A 22174-nucleotide genomic window follows, 5' to 3' on the forward strand; every position below is an offset into this window, starting at 1 on the left:
ATTGCATAGTCTTTAAATAAGCGCCTTGAAGCGCTAGGACAACACCAGATCTCGCCCTCCATCATTAAATAACCCTCCGCGCAGCTTCCTCTGTCGCGGACCGATGGAGATATGTCCTCAAATGAATGGTGCAAGAAAACACTATGCACTACCCCCTTTGCCGAACCGTGCTGTTCGTAAGATCCCGAAATCCTCAAAGGGCCATTTTGTTGGTGAATTGGTTTATGACAATGTCGATGGCAAACCGCAGCGGCTGGGGTTTGGTAGTTACACGGAATTTAAGGCGGCGATTTGCTTGATTTACCGGTACGATTTCGCCGATATCGAAGAGCAGCTAGCGTCGTTACCTTTTCGACACCCCAAAGGTGTCCGCAGCCAACACTTCTTCGATTTTCGGTTCACCACGAAGGGTGGGCAGAGGCTCTGCATTTCCGTGAAACCGGAGCGGATCGCGCAGACTTATGACTACCAGGCGATGATCGGCGCTGTGAAAAAAGCGGCGATCGGCAACATTTGTGACGCCGTAGTAACGGTGACCGAGCGCAACATCAGTCCGATCGAATTGCACAATGCCGAACTTTACCACGCCGCTCGTAGGCCTGAGCCGGACATTGATGCATTGGTTGTCGAGGGGTTGGCGCTGCTCGAGGCACCGATTTCAATTGACCGGTTCCTCGAGAACATCGGCCTTTCCGGCCGAGGCTTTTTTAGCGTGGCCCGAGCGATTCGCTTCGGACATGCGCGCCTTTTTAACCCTGAAAAGATCCGCGGCAAAACGTTGATCGAACGGGGGGAACCTGCGTAATGGCGGCCCATTCAAAAAACTTAAAAAGGTCCTTTTGGAGAAGGATTGCGAGTTCACGATTGGTGTCCGGCAAGGGCGCGTCCTTGAGTTGCGTTCCGAGGGATACTTGGTGTCTTGGGAAGAGTGGATGGATCAGAACTCTGGCGAATGCCATGAGAGTACTGCTAGCGTAATCTCGTTCGATGCGATCGTCACCGAAAACAATTACGGCACCCTTAAAATCCTCCGTCGCCCCTCTGCCAAACCGTTTGACCGTCAGCAGATTCGACGCATCGAACGATTGCCCGTCGAGGTCGCGCGCCAGCGCTTCAAGAAGCAATATGTCATGGCGATACAGGATATGATTGATGCCGGGGAGCTTCGGCTAATCCGCGACGATTTTTGTGACAAGATCATCGACATCGTTGCTAAAGGAAAAAACCGGTACGACAGGTATCTCGCGGGGCTTGCAATTCGAGAGAAAAAGAGGGGCGGCGCAAGGGCTCAAAGGAAGAGGCGGGAAATCGAGAAGTCGGTTGAGTTCCACCAAGGGTTCAAATGCGGCCAGACCATGTGGAAGTGGTACTGGCAGTGGCGTGACAACGGCGACGACGGACTCTTTGACAATTATAGGAACTGCGGAAAATACAATCGCTACGACGATGCGACCGATGCATTCATCGTAAGCATCCTGAGCGCCCTTTGGGACCAAGAACGTCCGACCGTCAAGTCATTCGTTGAGAGCGTTCAAGCTGCGCTGGGCGCGGAGAATGAGCGGCGTGAACGTTTGCCTGTTCCGGCGATCAAGATGAAGATGGTCGGGTATGATTACATTCTGAGGTTGATCAAGGAGAATGCTCCGCTTGATCATAAAATCCGTAAGAACGGGTGGGACAAGACCTACAAAGACCTGCACACGTTGGGCCCTGGGATAGAGACTTCCCGCGCATTGCAGCGCGTCGAAATTGATGAATACACAGTTGATCTCTTCGTGCTCATGAAAAGCACTGACTTGTTTGAACATTTGCCGCAGTCAATCAAAAATATTCTGCAGTTGGACGGGGCTGCGCGACGGGTTACGCTGTCTGCCGCGCTTGATGTTCACACCCGCTGCTTTCTTGCGCTGCAGATCGTGCCTGAAGGCATTGAAAGCCCCCTGCGACATACCGTGGAAATGATCTACACGGACAAGAACCCCATTGCCGACGCCGCTGGAGCCAAATTTGGTTGGCCGATGGCGGGGGCGCCTGAAACCATCGTTCTTGATCGTGGTCCCGCGTATGTCACAGATGATGCCTATGACGTTCTCGCAAGTCTCGGCATCACAAACCTGGGGGCGCCCGCCGGCAAGCCATGGCTAAAGCCTTTCATTGAGCGCGTTTTTAGGACGATTCACAGAGATCTTCTACTGCGTTTTTCTGGGCGGGCATTCAGCAATGTAATAGAACGCGGCGAGAATGATTCCGCGGCACGTTCCACGCTGACTTTGGAGGCTTTTCTTGTATGGCTCGTGCGGTGGACCGTCGATGCCTACCACCCCAAATTCCACAAAGGTTTGGGAATGTCTCCCAAGGAAGCGTGGGAAAAGGCAACCAAGGAGTGTGAACCCCGTTCGCTCAGCAGCGACGAAATGCGCGAGGCGTTCGGGAACCAGGGACGGCGAAAACTTAGCCGGAGCGGCCTTCGCGTGTGCCACATCGACTACCAGTCTGATGCTTGCATGGAAAAATTTCTCGATTCCGGTGCTGAATATTTCGATTACCTTCGGTGGGATGGGGATATCGGTACCATCAGCGTACGCTGTGATGACGGTCCTTGGACCACCGTGCCAGCTGCGGATGAGCAGTGGATCGGCAAGAACGATATCGATCTGCGGGTGTGGCTCCAGGAACGGGCTACGCAAGACCCTGATGAAGTCCGCGCGCGCCGTGATTTCATCAACGACGCTAACAAGGAGTCTGTTCGCCTGAAGCAGTTGAAGGGATTGCTTTCGCTGCCCAAGACGCCAGCCGAACTACAAAAAGATGTGGATCGGTTCATGCGGCATGCTGACACCGCAGAGCGGCGACATAAAGCAGGTCCCTATCGTGATCTCTTGGGTGACCTCGACAATGAGACGGGGGACCAGCCTTCGCAGTACACCTCGGAAAATGCTGCCGACCATGAAGACACTGGCAGCAACCATAATGATTTTGATGACGATTCAATGGAATGACTATGAAGGAAATGAGCAATATCAGCCCCGCTAGTATCTCCGAAAAGCTTGCGTGGCTTGAGGACCGGTACTGGAAATTTGGAGAGGAAGAGAACTTCGACGACCACCTGTTGGACCTGTTTAACGTGGATGACGAAGGGCGCCGAACAGCAGAGCCGCGTTTCGACCCGCTGACGGGCGAGACCAAAGGAATGATGGTCCTCGGTGCATCCGGAAATGGCAAGACAGCGCTTATGAGGCGTGCTTTGCGGGCTGATGAGATTCTGAAGGAGTTCGAGGTCGATCAGGGGGGGAACACGCTCTACATCACCGTTCCGCCGGAGGCTTCCATCAAGAAGCTAGCAGAAATCATCCTCGCGAAAACGGGCTATAGGACGGGCTATTCTAAGATTCGCGCCGCGGATGCGTGGGAAATTGCACGACATCGGTTTGGCAAAGTTGGCATCAAGGCTCTGGTGATCGACGAATGCCATCACATTCTCCGCCCAGGGGCCGGGCGTGATGTTCCTGCCGCCATTCAGGCACTGAAACATATTATGCAGTCTGAGGATCACGTAGCGCTGATCATTGCCGGTGTGCCTAGTTTGAAGGATGCGATTCTATCGGAGGCTTCCGGCGAAACCGCGCGCCGATTTACCGAGTTTTCTATGTCCAAGATACGCCCGGGGTCCAAGGGTGCCGCGACTTTTGGCAGAAACTTCGTAAAATCTGCCAACTTCCTTGGGCTCCAAGTTGCGGAAGAAGACGCGATTCCCGATCGTATTCTTTTCGCCGAGCATGGTCAGGTCGGAAAATGTGTTGGGTTGGGAAAGGAAATTTTGCGTGCTGCGATCATCCGACAGCGTGATGCGGTTACTCTTGATGCCGTAGAGCGCGTTTACCGGAAATCGAACGCCGGTCTTGATATGACGCCCTTTGATGGCGCGGGATGGGATGTGGTGAAGTCTGAACTGACCGCTATCGGATGGGGGCAGTGATGATCCTTTGGCCTCGCCTTGCTTTTGACCACGGTGAAACCCTGCTGTCCTACGCAGACCGGCTGTCTGTCCTGCACACCGGGCGTGGCATGGAACGCCTTGTCAGGGATCTTGGGATCAACACTAAACATTTCAGGTCTGGGCGCGGAGAAGCGGTACTGGCCTTTGCCGAGGCTGTCGAAGTGCCGGTTGAGGACGCTAATCAGGCTTCGGTGCGCGTTTTCCAGCGGAGTGCATCTTTCCGCGGAGAGCCGATCTCGAAGACTTTCCTGAGCCCGCGCGTGGCCCGCTACTGCCCATGCTGCCTTGCAGAGGACGGTGACCATGCCGATCGCCGGTTTCGTCTGATCTGGGGCTTCCGTCATGTCGCCCGCTGTGATCGGCATTCGACGTGGCTCTTGGGGGCCCCGTGCAAGGACGAAGTCAACCTGCGCCTTGCTCTCGGTGGGGAACGACTCGGGTCACCGCGTATGGCCTCGCCTGAAACTCCGGAATACCTCGCGTGGCTACGGGCTCGCCTTACCGGCGGCGCCTGCATCGGGGGCTCTTGGATGAGGGGGCAAACCTTGGAGCAAGTGCTTGTCGCCTCTGAAATGCTGGGTGGCATTCTCCAGCACGGTCACAAGGTGGTCCTGAAAAAGCTTTCCCCGGAGCAGACCGAAGAGGCGACCGACATCGGGTTTGCTATCTACTCCGAGGGCCCCGAGGCAATCGAAGAAGCACTGGATACCATCCGTAGAAGATCACCCGCCACTGCGGTTCAGGCCGGTCCTTTGGCCTACTACGGCAAGCTCTATGATTGGTTGGACCGTCGTAGCAATGCCATCGATCCGGGCCCGATCCGCGACATTCTACGCGATCATATCTTGAAGCACTCAGCCGTTGAGCCCGGAACCAGGGTACTGGGCGTAGAAATTACCGACCGACGGTTTCACACCCTGTACAGCCTGTCGACCGCAGTAGGCATCGAGCGTCCACGTCTGTCGCGCCTCCTGAAAAAGTTAGGTGAGATTCCGGCAAGCGCAACCGAAGTCGAAACAGGCAATATGGTTTTTGATGTCGACAAGACGGTTCCTCTGATCGAAGCGTTTAAAACTGCAATTCCGCTCCAAGACGTCCCTGAATATCTGGGAGCGAGCCATCGGCAAGTGGAAATTCTTTATCGCGCTCGGGTGCTCCAGCCTCTGGTTCCGCGCACCAAACGTGGCGCTGTACGCAACGTTGTGTTTGGTAAGTCGCATCTTGATAAGTTCTTAAAGCGCATTCTCGATTTGCCGGTCTTGGATGACGCCGCTGGAGAAGCCTACCATCCAATTTCGTATGCCTGTCAGCGAGGTGCCGGGTATTTTGAGGACATTTTCAGCGACATATTTCAGGGGCACATCTTGGCGTTCCGCCATTTAGAAAGAACCGGTATCTCTGCCATCTATGTCGATGTCGGCGCCTTGGCCTCGATGAAAAAATCCATTTGAAATCGTATGAAATCCCGGTCCACTTAGCCCGCTTCGGCGGGATTTTTTGTGTCTATTTACACTGTTTCGCGGGATCTTCGTCCGATTTTCGCGGATTCTTTGCTCCCATTGCGAACCAGCGGTCAATAATGAATTGATTTCTTTTGATTTTTCGAGCTTCATCGAGATAACTTTGCCCCAATTTACAGCTTTTAACGTAGCTTTCTTGGATTAGCAGTATTCAGCGTTTTTCTTGTCGTGTGTTCGCCGCGTTCCCGTTTGTCGCGTGTTTTACGCGCCCCTGCACCCATTACGCTGGGACGGGTCAAGCTCGTCTAGCTGGTTGCTCATAGGGCGCCAGTCTACTGGATGGAGAATCGCGCGTCACCTCTCGACAGTCGGGCACCAAAGCACATATCGAATAGGGATAGCTACATAGGCCCGTTTGTTTTGCCCGACCGCATTTCTCCACTGATCCTTTTCCGCAACCAGACCTTCCGCTCTCTCTGGATCGCCGCGCTGGCGTCGAACTTTGGCGGGCTGGTGCAGGCGGTGGGGGCCGCGTGGCTTATGACTTCGCTGTCGGACTCGCAGAATATGGTGGCGCTGGTGCAGGGCTCGGTGGCGCTGCCAATCATGATCTTCTCGTTATTGGCGGGCGTCTTCGCCGACAATTTTGACCGCCGCCGGGTCATGTTGATCGCGCAAAGCTTTATGTTCGGCGTCTCGATCTTGCTGACCTTTATGGCATTTGAGGGCTGGCTAACGCCTTGGTTGCTTCTGGCCTTCACCTTTTCCATCGGATGTGGCACGGCACTGCACAATCCGTCTTGGCAGGCCACCATGGGTGATATTGTCAGCCGAGAGGAACTGCCCTCGGCAGTGTCGCTGAACTCCATGGGGTTCAATCTGATGCGCAGCATCGGGCCAGCCGCGGGCGGGGCGATTGTTGCGATTGCGGGGGCGGCGGCGGCCTTTGCCGTCAATGCGCTGAGCTATGTGGCGATCATTCTTGCCTTGCTGCGGTGGAAAGCGCCGCTGCGCGATACGCATTTGCCGCGTGAGCCGATGGGCAGCGCCTTCTCCGCTGGGCTGCGTTATGTGGCTATGTCACCCAATCTGATGCGGGTCATCTTGCGCGGATTTTGGTTCGGACTGTCGGCTATCGCACTACTGGCGCTGTTGCCGGTCGTGGTGCGCGAGACATTGCAAGCGACGGCCTTTGTCTATGGGATCATGCTGGGTTGTTTCGGCATGGGGGCGGTGTTTGGCGCATTGGCGAACGCGGGGCTCCGGGCGCGGTTTCGCAATGAGATGATCGCGCGTGGCGGTTTTGTTGGCTTTGCCCTTAGCTGTGCCGTGCTGGCGGTAAGCGCGCAGCCTGTCCTGTCGGGTGCTGCGCTGATGCTCGCAGGCGCGTGCTGGGTGTTGTCGTTGTCGATGTTCAATGTGACGATCCAGCTTTCAACGCCGCGATGGGTCGTGGGCCGGGTAATCGCGCTTTATCAGACCGGCACCTTCGGGGGCATGGCGGCGGGCAGTCTGATCTGGGGGATCGTCGCCGACCGGGGCGGGCCGGAATCCGCGCTCGCCGGGGCCAGTGTGATGCTGCTGATTGGTGCGCTAATCGGCTTGCGGCTGCCGCTGCCGGAGTTTAGCGGGCTCGATCTTGACCCCCTCAACCGTTTCAAAGAACCCGACACGCGGTTTGATCTTAGCTATCGCAGCGGGCCGGTGATGGTCATGGTCGATTATGAGATCGCTCAGGCGGATGTGCCGGAGTTTCTAACTGCGATGAGCCTCCGGCGTCGGGTGCGCATCCGCGATGGTGCGCAGCAATGGGCGCTGTTACGTGATCTGCACCGACCAGAGCATTGGAGCGAAAGTTACCATGTGCCCACGTGGGGTGAATACGTCCGCCACAACGAGCGGCGAACTAATGCTGATGCAGAGCTATCGGATCAGATCAGACGGCTACATCGAGGGGACACCCCGCCCGAAGTGCACCGCATGATCGAGCGCCAAACCGTGCCACTGCGCGACGACATGCTGCAAAAAGAGACGTAAGTGGCGCGGTAGTGCAGGGGCCGTATTTCAGCGGTTCTTGCCCCGCAGCAGCTTCTGAGCTGGGCCGGCGATTTGACCCGCCGATGATGGCTGTACCCGGCTCACGATGAATCGGGGCGGGAACAGCGCGTGCTTTACGCTCTCACAGGCCGATTTGAAACGGTCGGTCCTGTCGCGCGCGGACGCTCGAGCCCCTCGCCTATGACAAAGTTGTTGTGGTCAAGCTTTGCGGGCAGCCACAGGAGGAAACGGGTTTGCCCCGGCCGGTTTAAGGGACAAAGCCCCGCCATAGCAGCAGCAGAACGAACAAAACCCGCATCGATCAAGAATGTTATACGGTCATAAAATTGCACAACAATCTTGCTCTCGATGAGTCTCTGACGGACAATTCTTGCCAAATGAGATCATTCGGTTAGTCTCTGATCTCGGGTCGTCCGACCAAAAGCGTATTTTAAAGTAAGCAAACGGGCGATCACTCTGGGAGGAGGAAACATGACTGACACTAAAAAGTTCAACCGACGTTCGTTCCTGACGAAGTCCGCACTTGCTGGGGGGGCCGCTACTGGGAGCATGCTGGCCGCACCGGCGGTGTTGGCCCAAGCGCCGATCGTCATCAAGATGCAGACGTCGTGGAACGACGCCAACATCTGGCAAGACTTTGCCCGCGACTACGCGACACGGGTGGAGGAGATGTCGGGCGGGCGTCTGAAGGTCGACGTGCTGCCCGCGGGCGCGGTCGTGGCGGCGTTCCAAGTGCTTGATGCGGTGAACGACGGTTTGATTGACGCGGCGCATTCGGTGCCCGTCTATTGGTACGGCAAGAACAAGGCCGCATCGCTCTTTGGCACCGGCCCGGTTTTCGGCGGCTCTGCCACGACGATGCTGTCGTGGTTCTACCAAGGTGGCGGTCAGGAGCTTTATAACGAGCTGACGCAGGATATCATGGGCCTCGACGTTGTCGGCTACATGGGCTTCCCGATGTTCGCGCAGCCGTTCGGTTGGTTCAAGAATGAGGTCAATACCGTCGACGACCTGCAAGGCTTCAAATACCGCACCGTGGGTCTGGCCGCCGATCTGATGGCCAAGCTGGGCATGTCGGTCGCACAGCTGCCGGGCGGGGAGATCGTGCCCGCGATGGAGCGCGGCGTAATCGACGCTTTCGAGTTCAACAACCCCTCGTCGGACAAGGACTTCGGCGCGCAGGACGTGGCCAAGAACTACTACCTGTCGTCCTATCACCAAGCCTCCGAGAGCTTTGAATTCCTGTTCTCGAAGATGTTCCTCGAAGACCTCGACCCTGATCTTCAGGCGATCCTCAAATACGCTGTGGAAGCGGTTTCGACCGCGAACACGGCCAAGGCGATGGACCGCTATTCGGCAGACCTGCAATTCCTGCAAAACGAAGCGGGCGTGAACGTGCGGCGCACCTCGAAAGAGATCCTCGATGCGCAGCTGAAAGCATGGGATGAGCTGATCCCCGAGTTGGAATCCGATCCCTTCATGAAAAAGACCCTCGACAGCCAGCGCGAATGGGTCGACCGCGTGGCCTATTACGAGTTGATGAACTCGCCGGACTACGGGCTTGCTTATGAGCATTACTTCCCCGGCAAGATCAAAATGTGATCACGCATACCCGCAAGTAATGAGGCCCCCGGCGCCACCATGCGCCGGGGGCTCTACGAGACATTGGGGACATCATGATATCTTTCATTCGGTTCGCCGATAACCTTTCCGCATGGTTCGGCAAGGCCTTCGCTTGGCTCATTCTGCTGATGTCCATCGGCACGGGCTACGAAGTTTTTGTGCGCTATGTGCTGAACAATCCTACCGCTTGGGCGCTGGACGTGTCCTTCATCATGTATGGCACGCTTTTTATGATGGGCGGGGCCTATACGCTGTCGCGGGGCGGCCATGTGCGGGGGGATTTCCTCTACCGGCTATTCCAGCCGCGCACCCAAGGCATGATCGACCTCGTGCTCTATATCATCTTCTTTTTCCCCGGGGTCACGGCGCTGATCCTCGCGGGGTGGAAATACGCCGCCCGGTCTTGGTCATATGGCGAAGTGTCGGTCAATAGCCCGGCGGGCGTGCCGATCTATCAATTCAAGGCGATCATCGTGGCGGCGGGGATCCTGCTGTTCATCCAAGGCATTGCGCAGGTCTGCCGCTGTCTCATCGCCATACGTTCCAACTACTGGCTCGAAGCCGAGGAAGACGTCTTTGAGACCGAAGACCTCATGATGCGCGAAGCCAACAAGGCCGAAAAGGGCCATCTCACATGACCGATCCGCAAATCGCCCTGATGATGCTTGGGCTGTTCATCGTTTTTGTTTTCCTAGGGTTTCCGATTGCTTTCACGCTGATGGCGATGGGCATCGGCTTTGGCTACTACGCCTATTTCGATGCGCGCCGCATGTGGCGCAGTTTTGACCGGCTGGACGAGGGGGCCGGCCAGTGGGAGCAATGGACGACGTGGTTCGAGGGGTTATTCAACAACCGAATATTCGACCTCTTCGTGAACCAGACCTTTACGGTGATGTCGAACGAAGTGTTGACTGCTGTGCCGCTGTTCCTGTTCATGGGCTACATCGTGGAGCGGTCGAACATCGTTGACCGGCTGTTCACCACGCTCAACATTGCGTCGAAGAACATCCCCGGTTCGATGGGGGTCGCGGCGCTGATCACCTGTGCGCTTTTTGCCACGGCCACCGGGATCGTCGGCGCGGTGGTGACGCTGATGGGGCTTCTGGCGCTGCCCGCGATGCTGAAGGCGCGCTATGATCCGTCCTTTGCGGCGGGCATCATCTGCGCGGGCGGCACGTTGGGCATCCTGATCCCGCCCTCGATCATGCTGATCGTCTATGCGGCGGCAACCAACGTCTCCATCGTGCGGCTCTATGCGGCGGCGCTGCTGCCGGGGCTGACGCTGGTCGGACTCTACCTGGTCTATATCATCGGTCGCTCGCTGTTGCAGCCATCCTCCGCGCCGCGCCCGACGGCAGATGAGGTGCCGGACATGCCGATGGGCAAGCTCTTGTTGATGATCGCCACCTCCTTCCTGCCACTTGCCTTCCTCATTTTCGCGGTGCTGGGGTCGATCCTTTTCGGCCTTGCAACCCCGACTGAGGCGGCCTCGATCGGTGCGTTGGGCGGCATCTTCCTCGCCTTCATCTACCGCGCGATGACATGGCAGCGGATGCGCGAGAGCGTCTACCTTACGGTGCGCACCACGGCGATGGTCTGCTGGCTTTTCGTCGGCTCCTACACGTTCTCGGCGGTGTTCTCTTACCTTGGGGGAGAGCATGTGATTTCCGAGTTCGTTCAATCGTTGAACCTCTCGCCAATCATGTTCCTGATCCTCGCGCAGCTCATCATCTTCTTGCTCGGTTGGCCGCTGGAATGGTCCGAGATCATCATCATCTTCGTGCCGATCTTCCTGCCGCTCTTGGCGGTGTTTGAGATCGATCCGCTATTTTTTGGCATCCTTGTGGCCCTGAACCTGCAGACCAGTTTCTTAACACCGCCCATGGCCATGTCGGCCTATTACCTCAAGGGGATCGCCCCGCCCGAGTTGCGGCTCACGCAGATCTTCGCGGGGGTCATGCCGTTCCTGTTCTGCGTGATCCTGTCGATGGTGCTGATGTATGTCTTCCCGCAGATCGTCTTCTACCTGCCGGAGCTGTTCTATGGGCGCTGAGCCAAGGATGACCGCCGCAGCAGCGCTTGGCGTGGTCGAATTGCGGGACCGTTTGGCGAGCGGCGCATTGGACGCGCTGGCGCTGGTGGAAAGTTACATCGCGCGGATCGAAGCGCGCGAGGAGGTGGTGGGCGCTTGGGCATGGTTCGATCCCGAGTTCGCCCGCGCACAGGCCCGCACGCTCGACAGTTATCGTCGGGCGGGCAGGCCGCTTGGGCGGTTGCATGGGCTGCCTGTCGGGCTGAAAGACGTCATCGACACCCGCAGCATCCCGACTGAGAACGGCGCGGCCCAAGACAAGGGGCGCGTGCCGCTGCGCGATGCTTTCATCGTGGAGCGGCTCAAGGCCGAGGGCGCGATCATCATGGGCAAGACGGTCACGACCGAGCTTGCCTTCATGCATCCGGGCAAGACCGCCAATCCGCATAATCCGGCGCATAGCCCCGGCGGCTCGTCCCAAGGCTCGGCGGCGGCGGTGGCGGATGGAATGGTGCCGCTGGCCATCGGCACGCAGACCGGCGGCTCGGTGATCCGGCCTGCGTCCTATTGTGGGGTCACCGGGTTCAAACCGACTTTCGGCGCGATCCCGCGCCGAGGGGTGCTGACGCAGTCACCCTCGCTCGACACCATCGGCGTCTTTGCCAGCGATCCCGCCGGTGCAGCGCTGCTGGCCGAGGTGCTATTCGGCCATGACCCCGAAGACAGCGCCACCATCCTTGTCCCCACGCCCGCGCTGTTGGCGCAGACCACCACCGCGCCGCCGATCCCGCCGGTCTTTGGTTTCGTTCGCCCGCCGGGGTGGGAGGACGCAGATCCCCAGCTTCACGCGGGTTTCGAAGAATTGGTCGCAGCACTTGGCGATCAGGCGTTTGAGCTGCCCCTGCCGTCGGTCTTCGACGGGGCGGCAGAGGCGCGCAAACGCATCAACTTTGCCGAGATGGCCTATCACTATTACCCCTATTTGCGAGATGGGACCGACCTGCTGTCACCCGCGACTCGAGAGGCGATGGAGGCGGGCAACAAGGTACTGGCCCGCGATTATCAATCGGCCCGCGACCTGCCCAAGGTGCTGACCGCCGCGCTGGAGGAGTTGCTGACCCGCTGCGATGCGATCCTTTGTCCGTCGGCCACCGGCCCCGCGCCCCGCGGGCTGGAGACCACCGGCGATCCGATTTTCAACGGGCTATGGACGCTCTGCGGCAGCCCCTGTGTGAACGTGCCTTTGATGACATCGGAAGACGGTCTGCCGATGGGCGTGCAACTGGTCGGCGGGCACGGCCAAGACGGACGATTGATGCGCAGCGCACAATGGCTTTTCGACTGGGCCGATGGCGCAACCCAATGAGGATTGAAACATGAACCGTTTACTTGCCCTTTTCGCCTTTGCTGCGATTGCGATCTTTCTGCTGATCCTCGCGGTTGAGGTGCCCAGTATTGATCTGATTGTCATCGTCGCGGTTACGCTGGCCTTTGTGGCCTATGATTTCTTCACCTCCAGTCGGAAGGATCGGGACTGACCCATGGGCAAGCCCGTCATCTGGATCACCCGGCAGCTTTCTGACGCCACGCTTGAACGGGCGCGCCGTGATTATGAGGTGATCTGGGAGCCGGCTGACGAACCCGGCAGCGCCGAAGACATCATCGCGATGAGCGCGCGGGTGGATGGGATGATCCCCTGCCATTCCGAGCATTTCAGCGCGGAGGTCGTGGCGCAGCTTGACCCTCGGCTCAAGATCATCGCCAACCACTCCGTCGGCGTGGATCACTGCGATCTGGCAAGCCTCAAGGAACGGGGTATTGTCGTGACGAACACGCCCGGCGTTCTGTCGGATGCCACCGCCGAGCTGGCGCTCATGTTGATGTTGGGTGCTGCCCGGCACGCGGTGGCGGGTGATCGGCTCGTGCGCAGCGGACAGTGGCAGTCGTGGTCGCCTGCGATGCTGGTGGGCAAACAGGTCTCTGGTGCGCGGCTGGGGATTATCGGAATGGGCGGCGTGGGGCGGGCCTTTGCCCGCAAGGCGCGGGGGTTGGATATGGAGATCCACTACCATAACCGCCGTCGCCTAACCGCCGAAGAAGAGGCGGGCGCGACTTATCACGCTGATTTGGACGCGCTGCTGGGGGTGTCGGATTTCTTGTCACTACATTGCCCGGCCACGCCGGAAACCATTGGCTTCATGAATGCCGCGCGTTTGGCGCAGATGCCCAAGGGCTGTGTGATCGTGAATACTGCGCGGGGCAGTCTGGTGGATGAGGCAGCGTTGCTTGATGCGCTGTCCTCGGGCCATGTGGGGGCGGCGGGGTTGGATTGCTTTGTCACCGAACCGGGCGGCAATCCGGCCTTTGCAGGCCATGATAACGTGATGATGATGCCGCATGTGGGCAGTGCTACCGTGGCGACGCGCGATGCGATGGGGTTCAAGGCGCTTGATAACCTCGACCATTTCTTTCGAGGTGAGACGCCGCCCGACCAATTGTAAATGCGGTGGTTGGCCGCCGCATGCTCGTCAGGCCACGCCCGGCGGTTGTGCGGGTTCACCACGGCGCAGCCATGACGGCAGGGGCAGGGTGATGATTGCAAGGCAGCCAATCACCAGCGCCACGCCGATCCAGCCTAGTGGGGGAAGGCGCTCTTTGACGATCAGCACGGCCAGTATCGCCGCGACCACAGGCTCAAAAAGGGTGATCACCGTCGCCGTGCTTGCCTCAACCCGTGCAAGGCCAAAGCCAAAGCTGATGTAGCCCAGAAACATCGGCACCGCAGCCATGTAGAGACCCACGGCGGCGTTCGTCCATGAGGCCAGAAAAGGCCCGCCCGAAAGCAGCAGCACCGGCATCAACATCAGACCCCCAAGGCCAAAGGTCGCGCCCATGGCGACCGACGACCGCGTGCCTTGAAGCATCATCTTCCGCGCGCTCCATGAATAAAGCGCGTAGGTAAAGCCGCCGATCAGCCCAAGGAAAACCCCCGCGGGTACGGATGTTCCGCCCGCCATCTCGACGTGCGCGGCCCCTTCGGCAAGGCAGATAAGGCCCATACCCAATAGTCCGACCGTAGCGCCGATACTCCAGCGCAAAGTCAGGCGGCGCCGGTCTAGCAGATATTCAATCAGCGCCGAAAGAAGCGGGGCAGACCCGATGGTGATGACCGTGCCCACCGTCACACCGGCCAGCCGCATAGAACCATAAAATGCCAACGGATAGATCGCCACGGCTATCGCGCCGATTGCCAAAAGGCGGCATTGGTCCCAGAGCTGCGTGCGGTGGCGCAGAATGCCGCGCCCGGCCAAAAGCGCCTGCGCGATGCCGCCCACGCCCATAGCTGCCGCGCCGATGGCGGCGGCGCTGACATCGGGGGCAAAAGTGGCGGCGGTCCCGGTTGTGCCCCAGACCACGGCGGCGAAAAGAATGGCGATAACACCCCAGCGGTGGCCTTCTATCATGTCAATGCTTTCAGCATATCATCGGCCATCGCCCGTGCGGCCAGAACCCGTGCGCTGTTGCCCTCTAGTCCCGCACGCGCCATCGCCCCTTCAAGCAGGAAAGCAATATGCGCAGCAAGCGGGGCGGCACGTTCTGGCGCGTCGGGGAAAAGCTCGGTCAGGTGTTTTGCCAAGATGCTTTCAACCTCTTCTTTATGCCGCCGCACCGCCGCGCGTCCGATGTCGCCTGCCTCTAGCTCGGCCGCCGCGTTCAACAGGCCGCAGCCACGAAAGCCACGTTCATAGGCAAATTCCGCGTGATCTTGATAAGCGTCGAAAACGGCCAAGATGCGGGCCTGCGGGGTCTCTGCCGACGCGGCCCGCGCGTCATAAAGTGCCAGCCATTCCGCATGGCGCGCCTCTAGGTAGTGGCTCACCAAGTCCGCCTTGGAGGTGAAATTATTGTAGAGGCTTTTCTTGGCCACACCTGCGCGTTCGACGATGGCATCGATGCCCGTGCCGTTGATGCCGTGGTTATAGAACAGCACCATCGCGGCCTGCATCAGCCTGTCATAGGCGGGGCGTTTGGGTGGGGTCTCGGACATGGTTGCTCCTATAAGTAGGTAGATCGGTATACCTACTTCCTTTGCAGAGCAAGACCCGTTTTAATCAGCGCGGTGCATGCAGTGCCTTGCTCACCCATTTCGCAGCAGTAACGGCAGCCTCCCCGTGAAGTGGCCAAGTCTGTGTCAGCCCTTCGATAATCACCAGCAGCTCGGTTTCCGCGCCTTCCAGCGCCGTGGCGGCAGCGGCTTTGGCTGCAACCTCTTGTTTATGACGGATCAGCAACGCACGCAGGCTTTCGCTCCCCGGATCAGCGGCGACGGCGGCGTGAAACAGACAGCCATGCGAGGTTTCGGTCTCCATCCATTGCCCAACGCGAGACAGTATCACCTCCAGCGCGTCTGCTGGATCATCCGGCAAGTCACTAAAAACCAACGCCAAATAACGCTGCTGCCGATTCTCCAGGGCTGCCAATACCATCTCGGCCCGCGAGGGTGTGTATTTGTATAGCGTGCGAAGACTTACCCCCGCCGCATCGCGCAGGTCTTCGACACTGGGTTCGGCAAAGCCTCGGCTGGCGAAAGCACGTTCAAGCCCGGCGGCGATCTTGTTCTTTGTATTCGTCATGCTTGACGGTGTAGAGTGGTCCCTCTACCTGTGCAAGTAGAGCAACCATTCTACATGTAAGGACCCCATGCAAGCCGAGGCCACCAATGCGCTTGTGATTGACAGCACACTTTCTGATCTTGAACTTGCGTCCTTTCCCTGCGCCTTTTCCACCGCCGAAGGTATGATCCAGCGCGCGGGTTTGGGCGCGGAACGGGTGTTGATCACGGGGGCATCAGGCGGGGTCGGCTCGGCTGCGGTGCAGCTTGCCAAGCGGCGCGGTGCGCATGTGACGGCTCAAACGAGCCTAGCCAAGATAGACGCGCTGAAGGCGCTCGGCGCGGATGAGGCGCTGGACCGTGATGCCACATTGCCCGAGGATGCATTCGACGTGGTGCTTGACCTCGTGGGCGGCGAGCGCTGGCCCAAGCTGTTGGATGCGCTGGTGACGCGCGGGCGCTATGTGACCTCGGGGGCGATTGCCGGGCCGATTGTCGAGTTGGACCTGCGTACGCTCTATCTCAAAGATCTGACACTGATCGGCAGCACACGGCAGGAACCGGCGGTATTTAGCGATCTTGTGGGGTATATTGAACGCGGCGAAATCAGGCCCTTGCTGGCGGAGAGTTACCCCCTGAAAAACCTACGCCGCGCGCAGGAGGCGTTTTTGGAGAAATCCCATATGGGTAAGATTGGCATTCAGGTGGCTGCGTAAATCAATCCTAGGCCGTACGCATAACGTGGGCGGCCAATTCCGCTGTCAATAAATAAATTAGATTGATTTATTTATTGACTCAGAGCCGCTCATTTGGGATTTGTGCTGACGAAGGAGCGCAGAAACCGGAGGGGAGGCCAGTTTGCAACACGTCCAGACTTTGGCCGACCAAACCGCGCGCGGCTCAAACCAAAGCGGGATGCGGGCGCATAACGAACGGCTTGTCCTGTCGCTTATCCGCCGTAGTGGTCCGACCTCAAAGGCTGAGATCGCCCGTCTGACCGGCCTTTCTGCGCAGACGGTTTCTGTCATTATGCGGGCGCTCGAAGCGGATGGGCTTCTGAGAAAAGGCGCGCGAGTGCGGGGTCGGGTTGGGCAGCCTTCGGTGCCGATCAGTCTTAATCCAGAGGGGGCGTTTTTTCTGGGATTAAAGCTGGGGAGGCGTAGCGTAGAGCTGATCCTGACCGATTTTCAGGGCCAAGTGACGCGCCACAGCAGCGAGGTTTATGACCATCCAAGCCCCGCCGCCGTGATGGAATTTGCAACGCTTGCCTTGCGGAACACGCTTGCGTCGCTGAGCGCGGATCAACTGGCGCGCGTTGCGGGTTTGGGTGTCGCGCTACCCTTTGGCATGTGGGAGTGGAGGGTCGCCAGCGGCGATCTAAGCGCTTGGCGTGATTTTGATATCGCAGCGGCTTTGGCTGAGGTGGTTAAGATGCCGATCTACCTGTGTAATGACACCTCTGCCGCTTGCGGGGCGGAATTGGTCTTTGGTGCACAGGACAAGCCACGCGATTTTTTGTATTTTTACATCGGCTATTTCGTTGGCGGCGGACTTGTGTTGGACAGCAAGCTTTACACTGGCAAAAGCGGCAATGCGGGGGCGCTTGGCTCCATGCCGCTGGCCGGAGCCGCAGGGCCGCAGTTGGTAGACGTTGCCTCTTTGGCGACATTAGAGGCGATGCTGCACGATGCTGGAGAGACGCGCCGCGGCAGTTGGAGCGACCCGGCGGCTTGGAGCTTTTCCGAGAATATTTTTGAGCAATGGCTCGATGGCGCCGCCGAAGCCTTGGGGCAGGCGATCCGTGCAGCTGCTTGTCTTATTGATTTCGATACAGTGATGATTGACGGTTCTTTGCCTGCAACGGTCCGCGCGGCCATCGTTGCGCGCTGCCGTCGCTATCTTGCCACGCAGCCCCTACCGGGGGTGACCCTTCCCGAGTTGCGCGAAGGGACCGTCGGCAGTGACGCCCGCGCGCTTGGCGCGGCAAGCCTGCCGCTTTCTGATCGTTTCCTCGTCGACCGCGACGCATTTTTGAAAGGCTGACAGATGATCCTTTGCTGCGGAGAAGCCCTGATCGATATGATCCCAACCCCAACCACCGCAGGCCCCGATGGCTTTGTGCCCCATGCGGGCGGGGCGGTCTTTAACACGGCCATCGCCTTGGGGCGGCTCGGGGCGCAGGTGGGGATGCTGTCGGGCCTGTCGTCTGACATGTTCGGGCGGCAGTTGGTCGATGGGCTGAAGGCGAGCCATGTGGATGTCTCGCATGTTGTCCTGTCCGACCGGCCGACGACGCTGGCCTTTGTTCGGCTGGTCGGTGGCCATGCAACCTATGATTTCTATGACGAAAACTCGGCCGGGCGCATGATCACGCCGGGGGATATGCCCGCGCTCTCGGCTGAGGTCTCGGCGCTGTATTTCGGCGGGATCAGTTTGGCTTGCGAGCCGGGCGCGGATGCCTATGCAGACCTGCTGGCGCGCAACGCCGAAGGCCGTGCGGTGATGATCGACCCCAATATCCGCCCCGGTTTCATCAAGGATATCGAGCGTTACCGTCAAAGGCTCGACCGGATGCTGGCGCTGTCGGACATCGTGAAGGTATCGGATGAGGATCTGAACTGGATCAACCCCGCGCCCCTGTCGCTGCGCGATAAGGTGGCCGAGTTGTTGGCCAAGGGCCCTTCGGTTGTCATCCTGACCCGCGGGGGCGAGGGGGCAACGGGCTATCTGGCCAATGGTGAAGAGATGCAAGTGCCTGCCGTGAAAGCCGAAATCGTCGATACGGTCGGCGCGGGCGATACGTTCAATGCAGGCGTTTTGGCCAAGATGTCCGAGCTGGGGCAGCTCCATAAATCCGCGCTCGCCACCCTTTCGCCGGAGGTGTTGACCGAGGCGCTGGCCTATGGCGCGCGGGTTGCTGCCGTGACCGTTTCGCGGGCCGGGGCGAACCCACCTTGGGTAGAGGAAATATGAAATGTTGAAGAACCGCCTATCTTTTTCGCTCAGATATGTTAGCGCTACCAGTGGCTGCCCTGAGGAGGCCGCAGGAGGGATGGCGATGGCTTTGAGCAATCGAAAACATGGTGCCGCCGCGCATCAACGCAGGCAGGAGGGCTGACCCCATGGTATCGCGCGTAATCCCCGTTGATCCTTTCGACCTCGTCATTTTCGGCGCGACCGGCGACCTTGCTCGGCGCAAGATCCTGCCCGGTCTGTTCCACCGTTTCACCGTCGGCCAGATGCCCGAAGGCGCACGGATCGTTGGGGCGGCCCGCTCCGAGCTTGATGCTGATGCCTTTCGCAAGATGATCCGCGACAGCCTTTTGGAGTTTGCCCCGAAGCTGGCGCAAGAGAGCGCCGCCTTGGAGCAGTTCCTTGCCATGGTGCACTACATGCGTGTGGATGCGGCGGGCGATGCGGGCTGGGCGGACCTCAAAGACCTGATGCGCGATGATGTCGTGCGGGCGTTCTACCTCTCGGTCTCGCCGTCGCTCTTCGGTAAGATCGGCGGCAAGCTGCATGACCATGGCATCGCCACATCCGACAGCCGCATCGTCGTCGAAAAACCCTTTGGCCATGATCTGGCAACCGCGCAGGCGCTGAACGCCGACCTGCGCGCCAATTTCGATGAGAGCCAGATTTACCGCATCGACCACTATCTCGGCAAAGAGACGGTGCAGAACCTCATGGCGCTGCGCTTTGCCAATGCGCTCTGGGAGCCTCTGTGGAATTCCACCCATATCGACCATGTGCAGATCACCGTTTCCGAGAGCCTCGGCGTCGAAGGGCGGGGGGAGTATTACGATAAATCCGGTGCCATGCGCGACATGGTGCAGAACCACCTGATGCAGCTTTTGTGCCTGACGGCGATGGAGCCGCCCTCGCGTTTTGACCCCAATGCCGTGCGCGATGAGAAGGTGAAGGTGATCGAGGCGTTGGAACCAGTGGTCCAGAAGGACATCGCCCGCGGCCAATACCGCGCCGCGCAGGGCGAGGGCAGCTACTGTGATCATGCGGGCGACCCCGACAGCCGCACCGAAAGCTTCGTCGCCATGAAGGTCAAAATTGCCAATTGGCGGTGGGCGGGCACGCCCTTCTATCTGCGCACGGGCAAAAAGCTGCGCGGGCGCAGTTCCGAGATCGCGGTGATCTTCCGCGACCCGCCGCATATGATCTTCCCGGCGATGGAGGGCCATAAGGGCAACGCCCTGATCATCCGCTTGCAACCGGACGAAGGCATCACCCTGCGCAACACGATCAAAGACCCCGGCCCCGGCGGCATGCGTCTGGCTGAAGTGTCGCTGGATATGACCTTTGCCGACGCTTTGGGCGAACAGGCCACTCCGCAAGACGCCTATGAGCGGCTAATCATGGACGTGATCCGTGGCGATCAGACGCTGTTCATGCGCGGGGACGAAGTCGAAGCCGCTTGGGCTTGGGCCGATCCCATCATTCACGGCTGGGAAGAGACCCGGCAACCCCCGTACTCCTATGACCCCGGCAGCTCAGGCCCCGAAGAAGCACTGATGCTGATGCACCGCGACGGCCGCCGCTGGCGCGAGATCACACGAAAGGACGACCAATGACCCTGCATTCCACGATTGACCGCGTCACCGACCGTATCATCGCCCGCAGTGAGGCGACCCGGCGCCCCTATCTCGACCGAATGGAAGCCGCCCGCGCCAAGGGACCAGCCCGCGCGCATCTGTCCTGTAGTGGGCAAGCCCATGCCTATGCCGCCTCTGGCGCAGACAAGGAACGGCTGGCGACCACCAGCGCAGGCAACCTCGGGATCGTGACCACCTATAACGACATGCTCTCGGCGCATCAGCCGTTTGAGCGTTACCCCGAACTGATCCGCGAGGCCGTGCGTGCGGCGGGCGGCACCGCGCAGGTGGCGGGCGGGGTGCCTGCCATGTGCGACGGGGTGACCCAAGGCGAGGCGGGGATGGAACTGTCGCTTTTCTCCCGCGACGTGATCGCCTTGGCGGCGTCGGTGGCACTCAGCCACAACACCTTTGACGCGGCGGTTTTCCTTGGGGTCTGCGACAAGATCGTGCCGGGGCTGGTCATCGCGGCGCAGGCGTTCGGGCATCTGCCAGCCGTCTTCCTGCCCGCCGGGCCAATGGAAAGCGGGCTGTCGAATGATGAGAAGGCCAAGGTGCGCCAGCAGTTCGCCGCGGGCGAAGTCGGGCGCGACGCGCTGATGGCCGCCGAGATGGCCGCCTATCACGGGCCGGGCACCTGCACATTCTACGGCACCGCCAACACCAACCAGATGTTGATGGAGTTCATGGGGCTGCACCTGCCGGGGGCGAGCTTCGTGCCGCCGAATGGATTGCTGCGCGATGCGCTGACCCAAGAGGGCGCGAAACGGGCGCTGGCGCTGAGCGCTCTGGGCAATGATTATACCCCCGTCGCCTCGGTTCTGGATGAAAAGGCCTTTGTGAATGGCATCGTCGGGCTCAATGCCACGGGCGGGTCGACCAATCTGCTGATCCACCTTATCGCCATGGCGCGGGTCGGTGGGATCATTCTGGATTGGGAGGATTTCTCGGACATCTCCGACATCACGCCGCTGCTGGCGCGGGTCTATCCCAACGGTCTGGCCGATGTGAACCATTTCCACGCGGCGGGCGGTCTTGGCTATATGATCGGTGAATTGCTGAAATCCGGCCATCTGCACCCCGACACCCATACCGTCGCCGGGCAGGGGTTGGAGCATTACACCTCCGAGCCAAAGCTAAAGGCCGATGGCTTGGTTTGGGAGAAGGGCGCGGGCGAAAGCCTGAACGAGAAGATCCTCCGCCCCGCCAGCGATCCCTTCCAGCCCACTGGCGGGTTGCGGCGCATGGCCGGATCGCTCGGCACCGCCTGTATGAAGGTCTCTGCCGTGGCGCCCGAACATCACATCGTCGAGGCTCCGGCGCGGGTATTTGCGGATCAGAATGAGGTGAAGGCAGCGTTTAAGGCGGGCGAGTTGACCGACGATGTGATCGTTGTCGTCCGTTTCCAAGGGCCAAAGGCCAATGGCATGCCCGAGTTGCACAGCCTGACGCCGCTTCTGTCGATCCTTCAGGGGCGCGGTCAGAAAGTGGCGCTGGTCACTGATGGGCGCATGTCGGGGGCGTCGGGCAAGGTGCCCGCGGCGATCCATGTCAGCCCCGAGGCTGTCGACGGCGGCCCCATCGCGCGGGTGCAGGATGGCGATATGCTGCGGGTTGACGCGGTGGCCGGTACGCTTGACGTGCTGGCCGAAGGGTTCGACGACCGTCCCAACGTCACCGCTGATCTTTCTGCTTACCATGCCGGGACGGGGCGCGAGTTGTTTGCCATGTTCCGCGACACAGTCGGTTCTGCTACCACCGGCGCAACCATTTTTGGAGGCTGAT

19 protein-coding genes are annotated in these 22174 nt (G+C 59.5%); 16 read left to right on the forward strand and 3 right to left on the reverse strand.

Features of this window, described 5'->3' with window-relative positions; genetic code table 11:
* Nucleotides 1–121: 121 nt before the first annotated feature.
* The 11 genes from BM229_RS13045 (at nucleotide 122) to BM229_RS13090 (ending at nucleotide 13671) form a co-directional block, all read left to right on the forward strand.
* Nucleotides 122–805 carry a hypothetical protein gene (locus tag BM229_RS13045; protein ID WP_167360256.1) on the forward strand — a complete coding sequence of 228 codons (684 nt, stop codon included), beginning with the start codon at nucleotides 122–124 and terminating at the stop codon, nucleotides 803–805.
* 127 nt (nucleotides 806–932) lie between these two features.
* A complete protein-coding gene (locus tag BM229_RS13050) occupies nucleotides 933–2999 on the forward strand; it encodes a DDE-type integrase/transposase/recombinase (protein ID WP_139226286.1) in 2067 nt (688 codons plus the stop codon).
* Nucleotides 3000–3010: 11 nt separating this feature from the next.
* Nucleotides 3011–3976: a TniB family NTP-binding protein gene (locus BM229_RS13055; protein WP_167360257.1), complete on the forward strand. Its 966-nt coding sequence runs from the start codon at nucleotides 3011–3013 to the stop codon at nucleotides 3974–3976.
* Entirely contained in the window at nucleotides 3976–5448 is a 1473-nt protein-coding gene (locus BM229_RS13060) for a TniQ family protein (protein ID WP_167360258.1), read from the forward strand. The genes BM229_RS13055 and BM229_RS13060 overlap by 1 nt, the downstream gene beginning before the upstream one ends.
* A gap of 429 nt (nucleotides 5449–5877) precedes the next feature.
* A complete protein-coding gene (locus BM229_RS13065) occupies nucleotides 5878–7494 on the forward strand; it encodes an MFS transporter (RefSeq protein WP_093928095.1) in 1617 nt (538 codons plus the stop codon).
* A 492-nt stretch (nucleotides 7495–7986) separates the two neighbouring features.
* The gene (locus BM229_RS13070) at nucleotides 7987–9117 is read left to right on the forward strand and encodes a TRAP transporter substrate-binding protein (protein ID WP_093928096.1); all 1131 of its coding nucleotides are present in this window, start codon (nucleotides 7987–7989) and stop codon (nucleotides 9115–9117) included.
* 74 nt (nucleotides 9118–9191) lie between these two features.
* A complete protein-coding gene (locus BM229_RS13075) occupies nucleotides 9192–9776 on the forward strand; it encodes a TRAP transporter small permease subunit (RefSeq protein WP_093928097.1) in 585 nt (194 codons plus the stop codon).
* Nucleotides 9773–11191 carry a TRAP transporter large permease gene (locus BM229_RS13080; protein ID WP_093928098.1) on the forward strand — a complete coding sequence of 473 codons (1419 nt, stop codon included), beginning with the start codon at nucleotides 9773–9775 and terminating at the stop codon, nucleotides 11189–11191. The genes BM229_RS13075 and BM229_RS13080 overlap by 4 nt, the downstream gene beginning before the upstream one ends.
* A complete protein-coding gene (locus tag BM229_RS13085; protein WP_093928099.1) occupies nucleotides 11181–12536 on the forward strand; it encodes an amidase in 1356 nt (451 codons plus the stop codon). The genes BM229_RS13080 and BM229_RS13085 overlap by 11 nt, the downstream gene beginning before the upstream one ends.
* A 10-nt stretch (nucleotides 12537–12546) precedes the next feature.
* Nucleotides 12547–12708 carry a hypothetical protein gene (locus BM229_RS18245; protein ID WP_167360259.1) on the forward strand — a complete coding sequence of 54 codons (162 nt, stop codon included), beginning with the start codon at nucleotides 12547–12549 and terminating at the stop codon, nucleotides 12706–12708.
* A gap of 3 nt (nucleotides 12709–12711) precedes the next feature.
* Nucleotides 12712–13671 carry a 2-hydroxyacid dehydrogenase gene (locus tag BM229_RS13090; protein ID WP_093928100.1) on the forward strand — a complete coding sequence of 320 codons (960 nt, stop codon included), beginning with the start codon at nucleotides 12712–12714 and terminating at the stop codon, nucleotides 13669–13671.
* Between the two features lie 27 nt (nucleotides 13672–13698).
* On the opposite strand, the gene BM229_RS13095 is transcribed toward BM229_RS13090, so the two are convergent.
* From BM229_RS13095 to BM229_RS13105, 3 genes are all read right to left on the reverse strand, one after another.
* Nucleotides 13699–14634 carry a DMT family transporter gene (locus BM229_RS13095; RefSeq protein WP_093928101.1) on the reverse strand — a complete coding sequence of 312 codons (936 nt, stop codon included), beginning with the start codon at nucleotides 14632–14634 and terminating at the stop codon, nucleotides 13699–13701.
* Complete coding sequence (locus tag BM229_RS13100) at nucleotides 14631–15218, reverse strand: TetR/AcrR family transcriptional regulator (RefSeq protein WP_093928102.1); 588 nt, start codon at nucleotides 15216–15218, stop codon at nucleotides 14631–14633. Before BM229_RS13100 ends, BM229_RS13095 begins: the two co-directional genes overlap by 4 nt.
* 64 nt (nucleotides 15219–15282) lie before the next feature.
* Nucleotides 15283–15804 carry a TetR/AcrR family transcriptional regulator gene (locus BM229_RS13105; RefSeq protein ID WP_093928103.1) on the reverse strand — a complete coding sequence of 174 codons (522 nt, stop codon included), beginning with the start codon at nucleotides 15802–15804 and terminating at the stop codon, nucleotides 15283–15285.
* Nucleotides 15805–15871: 67 nt separating this feature from the next.
* On the opposite strand from BM229_RS13105, the gene BM229_RS13110 reads away from it, so the two are divergent.
* The 5 genes from BM229_RS13110 to edd all read left to right on the forward strand — a co-directional run bounded on the left by BM229_RS13110 (nucleotide 15872) and on the right by edd (nucleotide 22173).
* Entirely contained in the window at nucleotides 15872–16498 is a 627-nt protein-coding gene (locus BM229_RS13110; RefSeq protein ID WP_338117467.1) for a zinc-binding dehydrogenase, read from the forward strand.
* 199 nt (nucleotides 16499–16697) lie between these two features.
* Nucleotides 16698–17825, forward strand: a complete 1128-nt coding sequence (locus tag BM229_RS13115) for an ROK family transcriptional regulator (RefSeq protein ID WP_093928608.1) — start codon at nucleotides 16698–16700, stop codon at nucleotides 17823–17825.
* A 3-nt stretch (nucleotides 17826–17828) separates the two neighbouring features.
* Nucleotides 17829–18755, forward strand: a complete 927-nt coding sequence (locus BM229_RS13120) for a carbohydrate kinase family protein (protein WP_093928104.1) — start codon at nucleotides 17829–17831, stop codon at nucleotides 18753–18755.
* Between the two features lie 149 nt (nucleotides 18756–18904).
* A complete protein-coding gene (gene zwf / locus BM229_RS13125) occupies nucleotides 18905–20368 on the forward strand; it encodes a glucose-6-phosphate dehydrogenase (RefSeq protein ID WP_093928105.1) in 1464 nt (487 codons plus the stop codon).
* Nucleotides 20365–22173 (forward strand): phosphogluconate dehydratase, encoded by a 1809-nt coding sequence (gene edd, locus BM229_RS13130; protein WP_093928106.1) that lies wholly within the window; start codon nucleotides 20365–20367, stop codon nucleotides 22171–22173. Before zwf ends, edd begins: the two co-directional genes overlap by 4 nt.
* The last annotated feature ends 1 nt before the right edge of the window (nucleotide 22174 follow it).

Source organism: Sulfitobacter dubius, from assembly GCF_900113435.1.
Classification (GTDB): Bacteria; Pseudomonadota; Alphaproteobacteria; order Rhodobacterales; family Rhodobacteraceae; genus Sulfitobacter; species Sulfitobacter dubius.